The organism is Micromonospora sp. NPDC047812, assembly GCF_040704175.1.
GTDB lineage: Bacteria > Actinomycetota > Actinomycetes > Mycobacteriales > Micromonosporaceae > Micromonospora.
Window position 1 is genome coordinate 207,611 of sequence record NZ_JBEYRY010000002.1, and the last position, 17,165, is coordinate 224,775.

The following is a 17,165-nucleotide window of genomic DNA, read 5'->3' on the forward strand; positions in this document are numbered from 1 at the left end:
ATCAGTTTGTACGTACAAAATTTGTTTGTCAATGGCTCCGCCGGAAGCCGCGCCGACGGCGGCGCGGCTTCCGGACGCGGGTCAGGGCAGCCAGTCGGGGCGCAGCGGGTAGCCGCTCGCCCCCTCCGGGCCGTTGCGGGTGGCCAGCACCTGGTGCAGCTGGATGCCGTTACGCTCGAACGCCAACCGGGACCCGGCCATGTAGAGGCCCCACACCCGGGCCGTGCCCGGCCCCACCTCCGAGACGCAGAAGTCCCAGTGCGTCACGAGGTTGCGGCACCAGGCGGCCAGCGTCAGCGCGTAGTGCAGCCGCAGGTTCTCCTCGTGCTGCACCTCCAGCCCGACGTCGTGGATCTCGCCGACCACGCGCCCCGGGCCGGCCAGCTCCCCGTCGGGGAAGACGTAGCGGTCGATGAACGCGCCCGAGCGGTGCGGCGCGCGGTTGTCGGCCCGCGTGATGCAGTGGTTGAGCAGCCGGCCGTCCGGCCGCAACCGGTCCCGCAGGGCGCCGAAGTAGGCCGGGTAGTTGCGCACCCCGATGTGCTCGGTCAGGCCGATCGAGGAGACCGCGTCGAACTGCTCGCGCGGCGCGTCCCGGTAGTCGAGGTGGCGCACCTCGGCCAGGCCGGTCAGCCCCTCCCGCTCGATGGCCGCCCGGGCCCACTCGGCCTGCGCCCGGGACAGGGTCACCCCCAGCGCCTTCACGCCGTACTCGCGGGCCGCGTGCCGGACCATGCCGCCCCACCCGCAGCCCACGTCGAGCAGCCGCATCCCCGCCCTGAGCGCCAGCTTCTGCGCCACCAGGTCGTACTTGGCCGCCTGCGCCTGCTCCAGCGTGTCGTCGGGCGAGCGGAAGACCGCGCAGGTGTACGTCATCGACGGGCCGAGCACCTTCTCGTAGAAGGCGTTCGAGACGTCGTAGTGGTGGGAGATCGCGGTGCTGTCCCGGGTGCGGGAGTGCCGCAGCCCGTTCACCAGGCGCTTCCAGCGCGGCAGCGCCTCCTGCGGCGGGGGCGGCGGCGGCATCAGCCGCTCCCAGCCCAGCCCGCGCACCAGGGCCAGCCCCTCGGCCAGCGACGGCGTACGCAGCCGCAACTCGTCCTTGAGCACCCGCAACGCCTCGTACGGGTCGCCGGGGTGCACCCCCTGCAACGCCAGGTCGCCGCCGACGTACGCCCGGGCCATGCCCAGGTCGCCCGGGGCGGTGAGCAGGTACGTCAGGCCCCGCTCGGAACGGATCGACAGGGTGATCCCGGCGTCGGCCGGGCCTACCGCGCTGCCGTCGTACCCGGTGACCCGCACCGGCAGGGCACCGGTGGTCAACGCGCGGACGACGTCCGCCACGGTCGGACCCGGGCGCCGGCTCCCCGCCGGCGGGCTGGCGGGAGCGCTCGCCGCCCCCTGGTCTCGATCGGTCAGGCTCATGCTCGTGCTACCGCCTTCTCGTACAGTCCGGTGAGCCGGTGGTCCGGGTCGTAGCGGTCCCGGACGGCGCGCCACGTCGCGCCGCCGTAGAGCCGGTCGAACGATTCCCGGTCGTAGTACGCGTCGGAGTAGAGCGACTTGTGGCCGCCCGACTCCGACACCATGCGCTCGATCGCGCGGTTGACGTCGCCGTCGGCGGCGCCCTGCGCGATCGGCACGCTGCCCCAGAAGCCGACGTTGACGTAGTTCTGCCCGGCCCGCAGCGGATAGAGCGGCCAGGCCCGGGCCGATCCCGGGCCGGAGGGCTCGCGCAGCCGCAACGGACAGAGCCAGACCGGGGTCATCCCGACGGTGCGGGCGAACCAGCGCAGGAACTCGGCCGTCCGCTCCAGCGGGATCTCCACGTCCTGCACCACCCGCTCGCGCGCCGGCTGGCCGCGCAGGCGGTCGATCCGGGCGGCCACGCCGTGGCGGTGCTCCAAACGGACCAGCCGGTGGTAGACGTCGCTGCGCCGCCACCGCGCCGGCCACACCCGCCGCAGCACCGGGTGCTGCACGCCGAACGCCGCCGAGCACCAGAACCAGTCGGTGTCCCAGCGCCAGAGATAGTCGTACGTGGTCAGTGCGTCGTGCGTGCGCCGGCGCAGCGAGCGGTAGTAGATGTCCTGGCCCGTGTAGTCGCTGGCCGGCGGCGCGTCGTCGGTGAAGGTGCCGAGCACCAGGTACGCCTCGCCGGGGCTGAACATCACCCCGTCCATCGCGTCCACCGCCTCCCCCGCCCAGGACCGGGTCGCCGTGACCTCGGCGAGCGCGTCGGCGAGCGCCTCCAGCCGGGTGAACCGGACGTTGCGCAGGGCCACGAAGCGGCGTACCGGCTGCAGCTCGATGCGCAGCCGGGTGGCGTAGCCCAGGCTGCCCAGCGAGTTGGGGAACGCCGCGAAGAGGTCGGCGTGCTCCCCCTCCGGACGCGCGGTGACGATCCCGCCGGACCCGGTGAGCACGTCCATCTCGACCACCGACTCGTGCGGCAGTCCGTTGCGGAACGACGTCGACTCGATGCCGAGCCCGGTCACGGCCCCGCCGAGGGTGATGGTGCGCAACTGCGGCACCACCAGCGGCATCAGCCCGTGCGGCAGGGTCGCGTCGACCAGGTCCTCGTAGGTGCACATGCCCTGCACGTCGGCCGTGCGGGCGACCGGGTCCACGGCGAGCACGCCCGTGAGCCCGCTGACGTCCAGGCCCGGGGCGCGCGGGGCGGACCGGGGACGGAACAGGTTGGAGGTGCGCTTGGCCAGCCGCACCGGTTCGCCCGCGGGCACCGCCGCGTACGACTGTCGCAACCGGGCCACCGCACCGTCGTGGTCGACCGGATGATGATCCACACGGACCGCACACATGCGATCACTGTACGCGCCAGGGCGCCCGCAGCGGGGGACGTCCACCGGCGCGCTCACGGCCCCGTCGACCGACTGGCCGTCGCCGGCCCGCCGGCATAGCGTGGAAGCCATGCCGAGAGCCGTCTGGAACGACCTGGTCGTGGCCGAGAGCGACGACACCGTGCTGGTCGAGGGGAACCACTACTTCCCGCGCGCCGCCCTGCGCGCCGACCTGATCCGCGAGTCCGACACGCACACCGTCTGCCCGTGGAAGGGCACCGCGTCCTACTACACCCTGGAACACGACGGCCGGACCAGCGCCGACGCGGTCTGGTACTACCCGGAGCCGAAGCCGGAGGCGGAGATGGTCCGCGACCGGGTCGCCTTCTGGAAGGACGTCCGGGTCGTCGACTGACGCGCCCCTCAGCCGGCGCGCAGCATGCGCAGCTGGGCCAGGTGCTTCGGCAGGTGGACGCGGGCGTGCAGGTCGAGGGTGCGGCCCCAGGGCAACGGCTCGTCGACGACGAGGTCGAAGCCCTCCCGCAGGTGGGTGTCGACCGGGGTCTGCGCCGCCGCGCCGAGCCGCTCGGTCAGCGCGCAGAGCTTCTGGCTGGTGGCCCGCAGCAGGGTGGCCAGCCCGGCCAGCCCGCCGCACTCGACGACCAGCGCGTCCACCTGCGGGCGGTGGATGGTCTCCAGGTCGTAGTACGCGAACGGCGCGCCCGCGATGACCGCCTCGGTCGCCTCGGTCATCAGCTCGTCGTTGGCGGCGAGGTGCGCGACGATCTGCTCGGCGCTCAACTGCCCAGCCGGCGGTGGCCCGAACCCGCCCGCGTCGACCTCCGCGAGCACCTCCGCGTACGCCCCCCGCAAAGCCCCGCTGTCCATGTCCCCAGTCAATCCCGGCCCGCGCCGTCCGACCCGGCGTTCCCGCGGGCGGTTCACCCGGAAGGGACCGGCCGGAAACGCCAGGTCAGCGCCGGCGCGACTGCCGGGTGCGCAGGTAGTCGGAGACCACGTACTCGCCGAGGTCCTCCAGGTCCGGGGTGAACATGCGGCCCTTCGAGCGGCGCGCCACGGCGTCGACGAAGCGGCGCAGGCCGGGATCGTCGCCGAGCATGAACAGGTTGAGCGTGGCGCCGTAGCGGGTGAGCCGGTCCACCTCGCGCACGGTCGCCTCGATCGTCTCCGGCAGCGACGGCCAGTGGAACAGCGCCTCCCCGTCGTCCGGGTCCAGGTGGGCGGTCGGCTCCCCGTCGGTGACCACCAGCACCACCGGCTCGGCGTCCGGGTGCCGCCGCAGGTGCCGGGCGGCCAGCCGCAACGCGTGCTGGAGGTTCGTGCCCTGCCGCAGGTCGGGCTCGACGGCGGCCAGCTCCTGCTGGGTCAGCGGCAGCGCCTCCAGGCCGAAGCCGACGATCTGCAACGCGTCCTGGGGGAACCGGGTGGCCATCAGGTGCGCCAGCGCCAGCGCCGTCTGCTTCATCGGGCCCCACCGGCCCTGGGAGATCATCGAGTAGGAGAGGTCGACGCAGAGCACCACCGCCGCCGAGGCCCGCCGCTCGGTCTCCACCACCTCGAAGTCCTCGACGGCCAACCGCACCGGCACGCCGGAGCCGGCGCGGCGGACCGCCCGGGTCAGCGTCCGCACCACGTCGAGGGGCTGCTCGTCGCCGTACTCCCACGGCCGGGAGCCGCCGCTGACCTCGCCGGCGGCGCCCGCCGAGCGCAGGTCGTGCTGGCCGCGCGGCCCGGCCGTCAGGTCGGCGAAGACGCGCCGCAGCGCCGTGCCGCCGAGCCGGCGCAGCGCCTTCGGGCTCAGGGTCAGCCCGTCGGCGTCCCGGCTCACCCAACCCTGCCGGCGCAGCTCCCGCTCCAGTTCCCGCAGCCGGCGTACGTCGTCGGCGGCGTCGCGGCCCAGCGTCCGGGCCACCGCGTCGACGTCGACGTCGTCCAGGGTCGCGCCCGGATGCTCCTGGTCGAGCTGGTCCAGCAGCTCGTCCAGCTCGGCGATCTCGCCGAGCGCCCCGGCGGCCTCGCCGTAGCCGAGCGGCCGTTCGCCGCGTACCCGCTCGCCCGGGCCCCGGTGCAGGTCGGGGCGGAGGGCGCGGAGGTTGGCGTCCAGCGCGGACAGCTCCCCGGCGAGCCGGTCGCCGAGCGACTGCCGCATCAGGCCGGCCAACTCCTCGCGCTGGCGGTCGGACAACGAGCGCATCAGCCGCTCACCGGCGGCGGACCGCCGGGCCAGCACGTCGACCAGTTCGTCGACGTCGGCCGGCTGCTCGGGGAAGAACGCGCCGTGCCGGCGCATGAACTCGGCGAAGGCGTCGGTGGTGTCCTCCGACCGGGCGTGCCGGGCCAGCAGGTCGTTGAGGTCGCGCATCATCTCGGCCAGCCGCTGCTGCGCGGCCGGGTCCGCCGAGGCGCGCACCGCGTCGCGCAGCCCGGCGAAGCGCTGGCCGAGCACGTCGTCGCGCAGCCCGTCGAGGATCCGCTGGTACGTCCGGCGGGCCTCGTCGCTGGTCCACCGGTATCCGGTCAGCTCCGCCACGGCGCGGGCCGTCGAGCGGGGCAGGTTGTCCAGCACCGCCTCGGCGAACCGCGCGTCGTCGTCGGCACGCCCGCGCAGCTCGTCCCGCTCGGCGGCGAGCGCCTGGTCGAGCAGGGCCCGGGCCCGGGTGACCGCCCCGTCCAGGTCGCCCCGGCGCAACGCCTCCCGGCGCAGCCGCCTGGCCCGGGCGGCGAGGTCGTCGAGGCCGCCGCGCCCCTGGGGCCCCTGCCGCAGCAGGCCCCGCAGCGCCTCCCGGAGGCTGCCGCCGGCGAGCACCTCGGCACCGACGGCGTCCACCGCCCCCCGCACGTCGTACGGGGGCGCGAGCGGGTCGGGGCCGCCCCGCCACTGCCCGTACCGGAACCGGTCGCCGGCCATGCTCAGGCCCGGCCGCCGTAGCGGGTCCGGCCGGAGTCGGTGACGTCCTTGCCGAGCCGGCGGGTCAGGTGCAGCCCCTCCAGGACGAACTCCACGCCGGCCGCGACCTGCTCCGGGGTGGGCGCGTCGCCCAGCCCGAGCCGGTCCAGCGCCTTGGCCAGGCCGGGAACGGTGCCCACCTGACGCAGCAACTCGGCGGAGCCGACCAGCTCCCCGGTCTCAATCACCGCCTCGTCGTCGACCAGCGCGGTGAAGCCGGAGAGGTCCAGCCCGGCCAGCCGGGACCGGAACGTGTCGGCGGTCGCGGTCCGCAGCAGGTGGCCGAGGATCTCGACCTCCCGGCCCTCCTCGCCGCTCTCGAACTCGACCTTGCCGCGCAGGGTCGACGTCACCGACACCGCGTCGCCGACCCGGGCGACCGGCGCCTCCGGTCGCACCCCCTCGGCGGGCTGCGCCGCGGCGAGCAGGCCGGCGCGGCGCAGCGCGGCGGCGGCGACCGTCTCGGCAGCGGCGATGGCGAACCGGGCGGAGACCCCGGAGCGCGGGTCCACCGACGGCGACTCGCGCACCGCCCGGGCGAACCGCGCGAGGACCTCCAGCACGTGCTCCGGCACCTCGGCGACCAGGTCGGCCTCCTGCCGGATCAGGGCCAGCTCCAGGTCGAGGTCGACCGGGTAGTGGGTGCGGACCTCGGCGCCGAAGCGGTCCTTCAGTGGAGTGATGATCCGGCCCCGGTTGGTGTAGTCCTCCGGGTTGGCGCTGGCCACCAGGAACAGGTCCAGCGGCAGCCGCAGCTGGTAGCCGCGGACCTGGATGTCCCGCTCCTCCAGCACGTTGAGCAGCGCCACCTGGATCCGCTCGGCCAGGTCGGGCAGCTCGTTGACGGCGAAGATGCCCCGGTTGGTGCGCGGGACCAGGCCGAAGTGGATGGTCTCCGGGTCGCCGAGGGTGCGCCCCTGGGCGATGCGGATCGGGTCGACGTCGCCGATCAGGTCGCCGACGCTGGTGTCCGGGGTGGCCAGCTTCTCGCCGTAGCGCATCGAGCGGTGCAGCCACGCCACCGGCAGGTCGTCGCCGGCCTCGGCGACCAGCGCCCGCGAGCCCGGCGTGAGCGGGTGCAGCGGGTGCTCGTTGAGCACCGAGCCGGCGAGCACCGGGGTCCACTCGTCGAGCAGGCCGACGAGCGAGCGGATGAGCCGGGTCTTGCCCTGGCCCCGCTCGCCCAGCAGCACCATGTCGTGCCCGGCGAGCAGGGCCCGCTCGACCTCGGGCAGCACCGTGTCGTCGTAGCCGACGATGCCGGGGAAGCGGTCGGCGCCGGAACGCATCCGGGCCAGGAGGTTGTCGCGGAGTTCCTGCTTGACCGTGCGGTACGCGTGGCCGGCCGCCCGCAGCTCGCCGAGGGTGCCGGGCAGGTCCGCCGGTGGGGCCGGGGTAACCGGGGTAGGCGCAGTCACCCGACCAACGCTAGCTCACGAAAGCGGGGGCGCCCGGTCCGCCGACCGGGCACCCCCGCCGGGGGTACGGCTCAGCCGCGCCCGCGGCGCCGGCAGGCGCCCCGGCGGCGCAGGTGGTACGCGTAGGTGGCGGCGCCGAGCGCGACGCCCCGGATCGGCCAGAGCAGCGTCGGCGCGGTGGCCAGGCTGGGCCCGGCGCCCGCCCGGACCAGCCGGGACCCGCGCGTCGGGGAGATGAGCGGGCCGCCGGCCTCGGACGATGTCGGCGTGCACGGTCTCGGCGGCCTCCAGCAGGAGGTCAGCCGGCGACGGCCCGTGGTGTCGTCACCCGCCGGCGCGGGCCCGCAGCAGGCGGGGCGCCGCCGCGAGCCCGGTGATCGGGCGGAACTCCCTGGCCGCCCGGGCGAGCGCGGCGTGCTCGTCGTCGGCCAGGTCGATGTCGGCGGCCGCCGCGTTGCGCTCCACCTGCTCCACGCCGGAGGCGCCGGGGATGGCCAGCACGTTCGGGTGGCGCAGCAGGTAGGCGAGGGCGATCTGGCTGGGGGTGGCGTCGTGCGCGTCGGCCACCTGCCGCAGGGTCTCGATCAGCGTCGCGCCGCGTTCCAGGTTCTCCGGCAGGAAGTACGGGTTGGCCCGGCGCACCGCCCCGCTCGGCGGGTTCTTCGCGTCGTACCGGCCGGAGAGGAAGCCCTGGGCCAGCGGGCTGTACGCGATGACCAGGCGGCCGGCCTGCTTCGCGTACGGCAGCAGGTCGTGCTCGGGCCTGCGGTCGACCATGCTGTAGCGGACCTGGTTGCTCAGCACCCGCCGGCCGAGCGCCGCCTCCGCGACCTGCCAGCGGCGCAGGCCGTAGTTGCTGACGCCGACCTCGCCGACCAGCCCGACGTCCTGCAACGCGCGCATGCCGCGCATGGTGGTGTGGTCGGCGACCAGCGGGTTGGCCTGGTGCACCTGGTAGAGGTCGAGATGGGTGACGCCGAGCCGGGCGGCCGAGGCGACCGCCCGCTGCTGCACCACCGGGGCGACCGGCAGGATCGGGAAGATCTTGGTGGCGAGCACGACCTTCTGCCGGTCGTCGCCGAGCGCCTCGCCGAGGATCCGCTCGCTGCGGCCGAAGCCGTACAGCTCGGCGGTGTCGAAGACGGTGATGCCGAGGTCGACGGCGCGCCGGACGATCTCGGCGGCGCGGCGCTCGTACTCGGGGCCGTAGCCCCACTCCCGGGACCCGAACTGCCAGGTGCCGAGGCCGATCTTGGACAGGGGCTTGGGGGTGTCGAGCGGGACGAAACGCATGGTCCCGAAACTACCCCGGCATCCGTTGTCGCAGGCCCGTTCGCCGCGCACGCCCGCTACCGGCGGGGATAGGCTCGGTCACCGTGACCTACCTCGCCGCGGATGAGCGCTACGACCAGATGACCTACCGGCGCAGCGGGCGCAGCGGACTGCGGCTGCCCGCCATCTCGCTCGGGCTGTGGCACAACTTCGGACCGGACCGGCCGTACGAGCGGCAGCGGGACGTCGTCCGTCGCGCCTTCGACCTCGGCGTGACCCACTTCGACCTGGCCAACAACTACGGACCGCCGCCGGGCGCCGCCGAGGAGAACTTCGGCCGGATGCTCGCCACCGACCTGCGGCCGTACCGGGACGAACTCGTCGTCTCCACCAAGGCCGGTCACCTGATGTGGCCCGGCCCGTACGGCGAGTGGGGCTCCCGCAAGTACCTGGTCTCTTCGCTGGACCAGTCGCTGCGCCGCCTCGGGCTGGACCACGTCGACATCTTCTACTCGCACCGCTTCGACCCGGACACCCCGCTGGAGGAGACGATGGGCGCCCTCGACGCCGTCGTCCGGGCCGGCAAGGCGCTCTACGTCGGCGTCTCCAACTACGACTCCGCGCAGACCGAGCGGGCCGCCGCGATCCTGCGCGACCTGGGTACGCCGCTGCTGATCAACCAGCCGTCGTACTCGATGCTCAACCGCTGGACGGAGGACGACGGCCTGCTGGACACGCTGGAGCGCGTCGGCGCGGGCTGCATCGCGTACAGCCCGCTCGCCCAGGGCCTGCTCACGGACCGCTACCTGGGTGGCATCCCGGCGGACTCCCGGGTGCGCACCAGCGTCTTCCTCAGCGAGAGCGACCTCGGCGAGGAGAAGATGGCCACCATCCGGGCGCTCGGCGCGGTCGCCGAGCGGCGCGGCCAGTCGCTGGCCCAGCTCGCGCTCGCCTGGGCGCTGCGCGACCCGCGGATGACCAGCCTGATCATCGGGGCGAGCAGCGTGCCGCAGCTGGAGGCGAACGTCGCCGCGCTGGACAACCTCGACCTCAGCGCCGAGGAGCTGACCGAGATCGAGCGCCACCTCGGCTGAGCCGGGCCTCAGTAGATGTCGGCGTACGGCGACGCCCGGGAGAACGCCCTGAGCGCGTCGAGGTCGTAGCCCTCCTCGAAGTTCGTCAGCTCCGTCAGCAGGTCCTCCGGCTCGTAGCGGTACCGGCCGGCCCACGTCTCGAACGACTCGACCTGCGCCGGGTCGGTGCCGCTGAAGCAGCGGTAGCCGCGCGGCGAGTTCCGGATCACCTCGTCGACAGCGGGGGCGAACCGGATGTCGATGTTCCACCGGATGCGGTCCGACACGTTGGGCGTCGAGCGGTGCAGCGTGGTGTCCGTGAAGATCACCGCGTCGCCGGGCTCCATCCGGGCAGTGCTCACCGGGCCGTCCCCGACGGCCGCGTCCGACGTGCCGTACTCGCCGTTCGGCAGGCGGTCGCGGGGAATCCAGCCCCGGGTGTGCGAGCCGGTGACGAACTGGAGGCAGGCCGTGTCCTCGTCGACGGGCACCAGCGGGATCCACACCGACAGCAACGGCCCGACCGAGGCGTCCCAACCCTTGTAGTAGTAGGCGTCCTGGTGCCAGGCGACCTGCTGGGTGCGCCCGTGGGGGTCGCGCGGCCGGGCGTTCCAGACGCCGTGCGCGTAGACCTCGTCTCCGATCAGGCTGCGCACCGGGCCGAGCAGCTCCGGGGTGCGCCACAGGTCGTACACCGGCCGTCCCACCAGGATCCGCCGCCAGGCGGCCGGTACGCGGACCTGGCTGGACTCGATCAGGCGCAGGTAGCGCTGGTCGTACGGCAGATCGGCGAAGGTCTCGGTGATCACCCCGCGCTGCTGCCACTGCCGGGCGAGGTGGTCGACGACGCGGCTGAACGAGCCGTGCAGCGCGTCCAGCGTCCCGGTCGGGAGCACGCCCCGCAGGATCAGGTGCCCGTCGCGCCGGAACTGGTCCAGCTGCTCGGCTGTCAACGCGTGGGGGTGGTCCACCATCGGCTCCTTCGCTGGCCGCACGGGATCGGGCCCCACCACCGGACGGGGGAAGGGCCTCCAGTGCGGCGATCGTGGCAGAAGGCCCGGTGTGCGACAACGCCTCATTTGTGCGACAGGCCCCCTATTCCCGGAGACCGTCGCCGACCGGCGGCACGGGGCACCCGGCAAACCTGCGCGGATCGGGTGCGTTGTCACCCCAACTGGCGCAGGTCATCGGTCGACTCTGCCACCTGCTCCGCCGGTGGGGGCCAGCCATCCGGCGCCCAGACCGGCTCGGGCCTGCTCGGTGACGTCGGGCAGGTCCACGACGGGCGCGAGCTGACGCGGATCACCGATCTGCGCCAGTGGTAGTTCGATGCTGCGGGCGGGCCGGTCCGTGCCGATCAGGCTGACCGGCCTCCGCCAGGGGGGCGTCGGCGTCGGGCAGTTCATTGAGGATGGCCGTGGTGGACCCGACGTCATCGCGGAGCTGTGCGCCCAGGACGAGCGGCAGGCCGTTCGGCTCCGGCAGAACGACAGGCAGAAGCGCCTGCGGAAGGCCCGCCGCCAGGGATGGTGAATGTCACAGGCAACTGTCGACCGCATCGAGTTGACCTGCGGATACGTCGAGGCTCCCGGCGACCGCCGCCACTGGCGAAACCATTGCGGCACGCTGCCGCCGCCGCTACGAAACGTGCGGGTGGCGTCATTCCGATTGCCCCCGCACCCGATCGAGCGACCGTGCCGATCAATACCCCGAAGTGGAGACGACCCACCCATGCGACAACGCCGTTTCCTGGCGTACGGCGCGCTCGGCGCCACGCTGGCGACTCTGCTGGTCGGAGTCACACCCGCCGCCGCCCAACCCGCGGCGGCACCACCGGCTCCGGCAGCCCCCTCGGCTGGCGACCCGGAGCCCACGCGGAGCCTGACCCTGCTCACCGGCGACCAGGTCACCGTACGCGGCAAGCAGGTGAGCGTCACGCCGCGCGACGGCGTCCACTTCGTGCGCCTCCAGCGGAACAAGGCCGACTACGTCATCCCGTCCGACGCCATCCCCCTGCTCAAGGCCGACCGGCTGGACGAGCGGCTGTTCAACGTCACCGCGCTGCTCGAATTCGGCTTCGACGAGCTGTCGTACCTGCCGTTGGTGGTCTCCGACGCCACCGCCGTGCGGGGCCTGGCCACCGGCCGCGAGCTGGAGGCGGTCGACGGCTTCGCCACCAAGGTGCCTCGCGCCGACCTGGGGAGGACCTGGCAGACCACCCGGACGTCGCTGACCAGCGGCAAGATCTGGGCCGACGGCGTCCGCGAGTCCAAGCTGGACACCAGCGTGCCGATGATCGGCGCCCCGGCCGCCTGGGGTGCCGGATACGACGGCACCGGCGTGAAGGTCGCGGTGCTCGACAGCGGCATCGACGACAGCCACCCCGACCTCACCGGCAAGGTGGTCGGGCGGCGCAACTTCGTCCCCGAGAGGGAGACCGGCGTCGACCTCAACGGGCACGGCACCCACGTGTCGTCGACGATCGCCGGCAGTGGCGCCGCCTCGGGTGGCAGGTACAAGGGCGTGGCTCCCGGCGCGACCCTGCTCGACGGCAAGGTGTGCTGGAATGTCGGGGGCCAGGGCAGCTGCTCCGACTCGGCGATCCTCGCCGGCATGCAGTGGGCGGCCGAGTCCGGCGCGACCATCGTCAACATGAGCCTGGGCGGCCAGGACGCCGCCGGTGTCGACCCGCTGGAGCAGGCGGTCAACGACCTGACCGCCGAGTACGGCACCCTCTTCGTCGTCGCCGCGGGCAACTACAACGGCTGGCAGCTCCAGGTCGGGTCGCCGTCCACGGCGGACGCGGCGCTGTCGGTGGCGAACTTCGACAAGGCCGGCGAGCTGAACTGGTCGTCGCTGCGCGGTCCCCGGCTCGGTGACTTCGGCATCAAGCCGGACATCGGCGGGCCCGGCACCGAGATCACGGCCGCCCGGTCGCCGAGCGCGCTCGGCCACCTGCCCGTGGGGCCGTACTTCGCCGCCACCGGCACCTCGATGGCCACCCCGCACGTGGCCGGCGCCGCCGCGCTGCTGACCCAGGCCAACCCGGGCTGGAAGGCGGCGCAGCTCAAGGAGGCCCTGATGGCCTCGGCCCTGCCGAACCCGGCGTACGACGTCTTCGCCCAGGGCGCCGGTCTCGTCAACGTGGGCAGGGCGTTGACCCAGCCGCTGACCGTCACCCCGCCGTCGCTCAGCCTCGGCGTCCTCGAATGGCCGCACACCGAGGCGCCGACCGCGCGGACCATGACCTACCACAACCGCGGCGACCAGCCGCTGACGCTCGACCTGGCGCTGGCCGGCGACGCTCCGGCGGGCCTGTTGGCGCTGAGCGCCCGCACCCTGACCGTGCCCGCCGGCGGTGACGCGACCGTGCAGGTCACCGTGGACGAGCGGGCGAGCACCTCGTACGGCCTGTTCAAGGGGCACCTGGTGGCCACCGCCGGTGACCTCAAGCTCCAGACCCCGTTCAGCGTCTACCACGAGGAGCCGGCGGCCGGCCTGAAGATCAACGCCATCGGCCGGGACGGCGCCGCCGCCGACACGGTGCTGATCGAGCTGTTCAACCCCGATCCGAAGAACTACGCCAACTACACGTTCTACACGTCGAGCACGTCGCTGCGGGTGCCGCTGAACAGCTCCTGGCGGCTGTCCGCGTACATCGAGGAGGACGACGGCACGGTCTCCCTGCTGACCAACAACCGGATCATCGCCGACAGCAACCAGGAGGTGGTGCTCGACGCGCGCCGGGCGCGACCGCTCGACATCACCGTTCCGGACGACCGGGCGCAGGCGCGGGACGCCGGGGTCTTGGTTCTGCGCAGCGGCGACCCGCTGCGGACCTACGCCGGTGTCAGCGGCGAGCTGGACAAGATCCACACCGCCGACGTCGGCCCGACCGACCTGCCCGGCGTGACCACCCAGGTGCACGCGGTCTTCGAGGGGCCGGCCCGCCGGGACCAGGCGCCGGACGTCTACCAGCTCGGTTGGCGGATCCGGGGATCCTTCATCAACGGCTTCGTCAAGCACGTCTCGCGGCGTGACCTGTCGACCGTCGAGGCACAGTACGCGCAGAACGCGACCGGTGTGGCGGTGGACCGCACCAACGGCAGCCCCGACCCCGAACTACCGGGCGGCGGGATCGTGCTGACCAGCGTCCTGCCGGCGGTGCCGACGCCGGGACGCCGCACCGAGTACTACGGCGGCGACGGGCCCTGGCAGGCCGACGTCCAGGAGAAGACCGTCGACGGCGGCCTGTTGATCCTCAACCTGGCGCAGCAGGATTCGGTCACCTACCGGCCCGGCGGCCGCTACGTCGAACGCTGGGGCGGCGCGGCGCTCAACACCACCCTGATCCCGGTGTACGCCGACTCGCCGGCCGTCTCGCGGGAGGACAACACGGTACGGGCCACCTTCAGTGGTTACACCGACGGCGCCGGCCACGTGGGTCTGCCGTACGCGATGCACAACCACCAGCTCACCTTGCACCAGGGCGACACGCTGCTCAAAGAGTTCGACTACCTGTACGGATCGTGGGAGGTGGCCCCCGAGCCAACCTCATACCGGATGCGGTACGCGTTCGACCTGCCCGATCCGTACCGGCTGTCGCGGCGCCTGGAGACGGAGTGGACCTTCACCACCTCCGCGGACAAGGCGGGGGCGCTACCGCTCACCTCGATCGGGTTCCAGCCGGCGCTGGCGCTGGACAACAGCGTCCGGGCTGGTAGCTCGCTGACCGTCCCGCTGACGTTCGCCCAGCAGGCGACCGCGGGCCGGGTGACGTCGGCGAAGGTGTCGGTGTCGTTCGACGACGGCCGGACCTGGACGGCGGCCCGGACGGCCGAGAAGCACGGGAAGTACACCGCCACCGTGCGGAACCCGAAGGCGTCGGTCTTCGCGTCGTTGCGCGCCACCGCCGTCGACAGCGACGGGAACACCGTCACCACCACCGTCTACCGGGCCTACCAGGTCAGGTAAACGGTGTGGGACCCGCGGGGTCGGGCATGATCTGCCCGGCCCCGCGGTCTCAGGAGACCCGGCGACCGGCGGGCGGCCCGAGCTCGGCGAGCCGGCTGAGGGCCTGGTCCACCAGATCCGCTGGGCCGACGTGCCGGGCGATGCGGACCGCCCGCCGCAGCTCGCCGCGCGCCTCGTCCACCCGGTCCAGCCGGGCGAGCGCGCTGCCCAGCCCGTACCGGCAGCGGGCCTCGCTCTGCCGCACCCCGGACCGTTGCAGCAGCGGCAACGCCACCCGGAAGCTGGACGCGGCGGCCGCCCACCGGCGCAGCGCCAGCAGGCTCAGGCCGACGTTCAGGTGCAGGTGACCGGCGGTCAGGTCACCGATCTGCGGGGATAGCGCCCGGCTCGGGTCGGCCAGCAGGGCTTCCAGCCGCCGGTACTGCTCGATGGCCTCGCGGTGCCGGCCACCCTGGGCGAGGCTGCCGGCCAGCAGGGACAGCCCCTGCGCGTAACCGTCCCAGTCCGCGGCGGCCTCGAACAACGGCAGCGACCGTCCGGCCGCCGCCTGCGCCCCGGTGGCGTCGCCACGACGCCGGGCCGCGGACCCGAGGTAGGTCCACGCCCACGCCTGCTGGCGGGGGTCGCCCGCGGCGACGGCCAGCCGCAACGCCTCCCGGGCCGGCACCTCCGCCAGGTCGGGACGCATGGCACACATCGTGTACGCCCACGAGACGTAGTTCAGGTGGACGGCCCGCCCGCGCGGGTCGCCGAGCGCCTCGGCGGAGGCCGCCGAGAGCTGGTACACCTCCAGCCAGTGTTCCCAGTGCGTCCACCGGTCGGAGAACCAGTGCATGGCGTCGGCGACCGCCGTCACCTCGGTGTGCCGGCCCGTGGCGAAGGCCGTCCGCAGCGCGCCAAGCCAGTTCAGGCTCTCCTGCTCGATCCAGCGGCTGGCCTCCGCGGCCGAGGCCGGCCCGCCGCCGGCCCCGCCGGCGTACTCCGGCTCGAACCACCGCCCGGCGGCGACCGCGGCGTCGAGCAACCAGGTCACCATCCGGTTCTCGGCCTGTCGCCGCGCCTCCGAGGTCTCCTCGGCGGACATGCGTGCCCGGGCGAACAACCTCATCAGGTCGTGGAACCGGTAGCGGCCGTCGCTGGCCGGCTGGAGCAGCCCCAGCTCGGCCAGCTCCTCCAGGGCCACCTCGGTCTCCCGGCCGCCCAGGCCGGCCGCCTGCGCGGCCAGCTTCAGGCCGACGTCCGGGCCGGGGATCAGGGACAGCCGCCGGAACGTGCGGGCGGCGGCAGGGGACAGTTGCCGGTAGGAGAGCATGAACGGCGCCGCGATCTGGAGGTCGCCGGCGACCAGGAGGTCGAGCCGGTCGTCCTGGTCGGCCAGCCGGCGCAACAGGAACTCGATGCTCCAGTCCGGGCGGCTGAGCAGGCGGTTGCCGGCGATCCGCAGCGCCAGCGGCAGGTCTCCGCAGGCCTGCGCGAGGCCGAGCAGCATGGCGTCCGGCTCGGCGGCGGCGCGGTCCGGCCCGATGATCTGTTGCAGCAGCGTGACCGCCTCACCCCTGGCCAGCGCCGGCAGGGGAAGCCGGTCGACCGCCTCCAGGCCCACCAGCCCGCGCCTGCTGGTGACGATCGTCATCGTGCTCCCGACGCCCGGCAACAGCGGGCGGACCTGCGCCTCGTCGACGGCGTTGTCGAGCAGCAGCAGGCTGCGCCGCTCGGCCAGCAGGGCCCGGTACTGGGCGCTGCGGGCGTGCGCGTCACCCGGCACCTGGGTCTCCTCCACGCCCAGCGCGGTCAGCAGGCGTAGCAGCAGATCCTCCGGGCGGGGCGGGTCGGCGTCCAGGCCGCGTAGGTCGACGAAGAGCACACCGTCCGGGAACGACTCGGCGTACCGGGTCGCGGCCTGCAAGATGAGCGCCGTCTTGCCCAGGCCGGGGGGCCCGGACACGACCGCGACCACGGGAGCGCCCTGCCGGCCGGGTGGTTCGGCGCTGCGGGCGACGAGGTCGCCCAACCAGCGCAGTTCGCCGTGCCGACCGGTGAAGTCGGCGACGGTCCGCGGCGGCGCCAACGCCGGCGCGGACCGCGCGACGCGACGGCCGGCGCGGGCGGTCTCCCGTAGCGCGGTGGCCACGCTGGCCGACAGACCCAGCGCCCGAATGAGCGCCTCGACGGTACGCCGCTGCGGCACCCGGCTCCGCCCACGTTCCATGTCGCTGATCGCCCGCACGCTGACCTGCGACGCTGCCGACAACTCCTCGATCGTCAGGCCGGCGTCGCTGCGATGCCGGCGTAGTCGCAGACCGAAGTGGTTCGGCTCGGTCGGGTCGAGGCAGTCTGCTGGGGACGAGCGATGCGATGCCGCCTGCCCGCCCACCCTCCGCGGTGGCCCGCCACCGGGGGAAGCCATCAGGTCGGCGGCAGGGTCGCCTCGTGGCCACGGGTCACCTGGTCCGTGGGGGACGAGTCGATCACCTGCGGCATGTGCCCGATCATGCCAGCAGTCCGTGCCGGGTGTAACCCCCGATGAGCAGGCGTTCGCCGCCATCGGGTGGCGTGTGCCGGGGGCATCACGCCGCGCCCGCCGGCAACCACGCCGGCGGCGGGCGCCCGGCCGCTGGGTGGCGCACGAAGCAGGCGGGCGAAGCGGTGGGACGGACGA

General features: G+C 73.7%; 11 protein-coding genes. 3 read left to right on the plus strand and 8 right to left on the minus strand.

All coding sequences use genetic code 11. The features are described 5' to 3' along the window. Window positions 1–81: 81 nt before the first annotated feature. Together AB0883_RS08670 and AB0883_RS08675 are read right to left on the minus strand one after the other, a co-directional pair. Window positions 82–1,425: a class I SAM-dependent methyltransferase gene (locus tag AB0883_RS08670; protein WP_366640657.1), complete on the minus strand. Its 1,344-nt coding sequence runs from the start codon at window positions 1,423–1,425 to the stop codon at window positions 82–84. Then, window positions 1,422–2,822 carry an FAD-binding oxidoreductase gene (locus AB0883_RS08675; protein WP_366640659.1) on the minus strand — a complete coding sequence of 467 codons (1,401 nt, stop codon included), beginning with the start codon at window positions 2,820–2,822 and terminating at the stop codon, window positions 1,422–1,424. Before AB0883_RS08675 ends, AB0883_RS08670 begins: the two co-directional genes overlap by 4 nt. Before the next feature lie 109 nt (window positions 2,823–2,931). Here AB0883_RS08675 and AB0883_RS08680 point away from each other — a divergent pair, with 109 nt between their 5' ends. Continuing rightward, window positions 2,932–3,216, plus strand: a complete 285-nt coding sequence (locus tag AB0883_RS08680) for a DUF427 domain-containing protein (protein ID WP_121396435.1) — start codon at window positions 2,932–2,934, stop codon at window positions 3,214–3,216. An 8-nt stretch (window positions 3,217–3,224) separates the two neighbouring features. Here AB0883_RS08680 and AB0883_RS08685 read toward each other — a convergent pair whose 3' ends face one another. The 4 genes from AB0883_RS08685 to AB0883_RS08700 form a co-directional block, all read right to left on the minus strand. Continuing rightward, window positions 3,225–3,689, minus strand: a complete 465-nt coding sequence (locus AB0883_RS08685) for a hypothetical protein (protein WP_121396436.1) — start codon at window positions 3,687–3,689, stop codon at window positions 3,225–3,227. A gap of 85 nt (window positions 3,690–3,774) precedes the next feature. Then, window positions 3,775–5,730 carry a VWA domain-containing protein gene (locus tag AB0883_RS08690; RefSeq protein WP_366640662.1) on the minus strand — a complete coding sequence of 652 codons (1,956 nt, stop codon included), beginning with the start codon at window positions 5,728–5,730 and terminating at the stop codon, window positions 3,775–3,777. Between the two features lie 2 nt (window positions 5,731–5,732). Then, window positions 5,733–7,187, minus strand: a complete 1,455-nt coding sequence (locus tag AB0883_RS08695; RefSeq protein ID WP_366640664.1) for a magnesium chelatase — start codon at window positions 7,185–7,187, stop codon at window positions 5,733–5,735. Between the two features lie 324 nt (window positions 7,188–7,511). Continuing rightward, window positions 7,512–8,480, minus strand: coding sequence for an aldo/keto reductase (locus AB0883_RS08700; RefSeq protein ID WP_366640666.1), 969 nt, complete (start codon window positions 8,478–8,480; stop codon window positions 7,512–7,514). A gap of 83 nt (window positions 8,481–8,563) precedes the next feature. Here AB0883_RS08700 and mgrA point away from each other — a divergent pair, with 83 nt between their 5' ends. Next, window positions 8,564–9,553: an L-glyceraldehyde 3-phosphate reductase gene (gene mgrA, locus AB0883_RS08705; RefSeq protein ID WP_366640668.1), complete on the plus strand. Its 990-nt coding sequence runs from the start codon at window positions 8,564–8,566 to the stop codon at window positions 9,551–9,553. An 8-nt stretch (window positions 9,554–9,561) separates the two neighbouring features. Here the strand turns inward: mgrA and AB0883_RS08710 are convergent, their stop codons facing one another. Then, the gene (locus tag AB0883_RS08710) at window positions 9,562–10,503 is read right to left on the minus strand and encodes a phytanoyl-CoA dioxygenase family protein (protein WP_366640670.1); all 942 of its coding nucleotides are present in this window, start codon (window positions 10,501–10,503) and stop codon (window positions 9,562–9,564) included. Window positions 10,504–11,263: 760 nt separating this feature from the next. On the opposite strand from AB0883_RS08710, the gene AB0883_RS08715 reads away from it, so the two are divergent. Beyond that, window positions 11,264–14,506: a S8 family serine peptidase gene (locus AB0883_RS08715; protein ID WP_366640671.1), complete on the plus strand. Its 3,243-nt coding sequence runs from the start codon at window positions 11,264–11,266 to the stop codon at window positions 14,504–14,506. A gap of 49 nt (window positions 14,507–14,555) precedes the next feature. Here the strand turns inward: AB0883_RS08715 and AB0883_RS08720 are convergent, their stop codons facing one another. Further along, a complete protein-coding gene (locus tag AB0883_RS08720) occupies window positions 14,556–17,051 on the minus strand; it encodes a helix-turn-helix domain-containing protein (RefSeq protein WP_366640672.1) in 2,496 nt (831 codons plus the stop codon). Window positions 17,052–17,165: the final 114 nt, after the last annotated feature.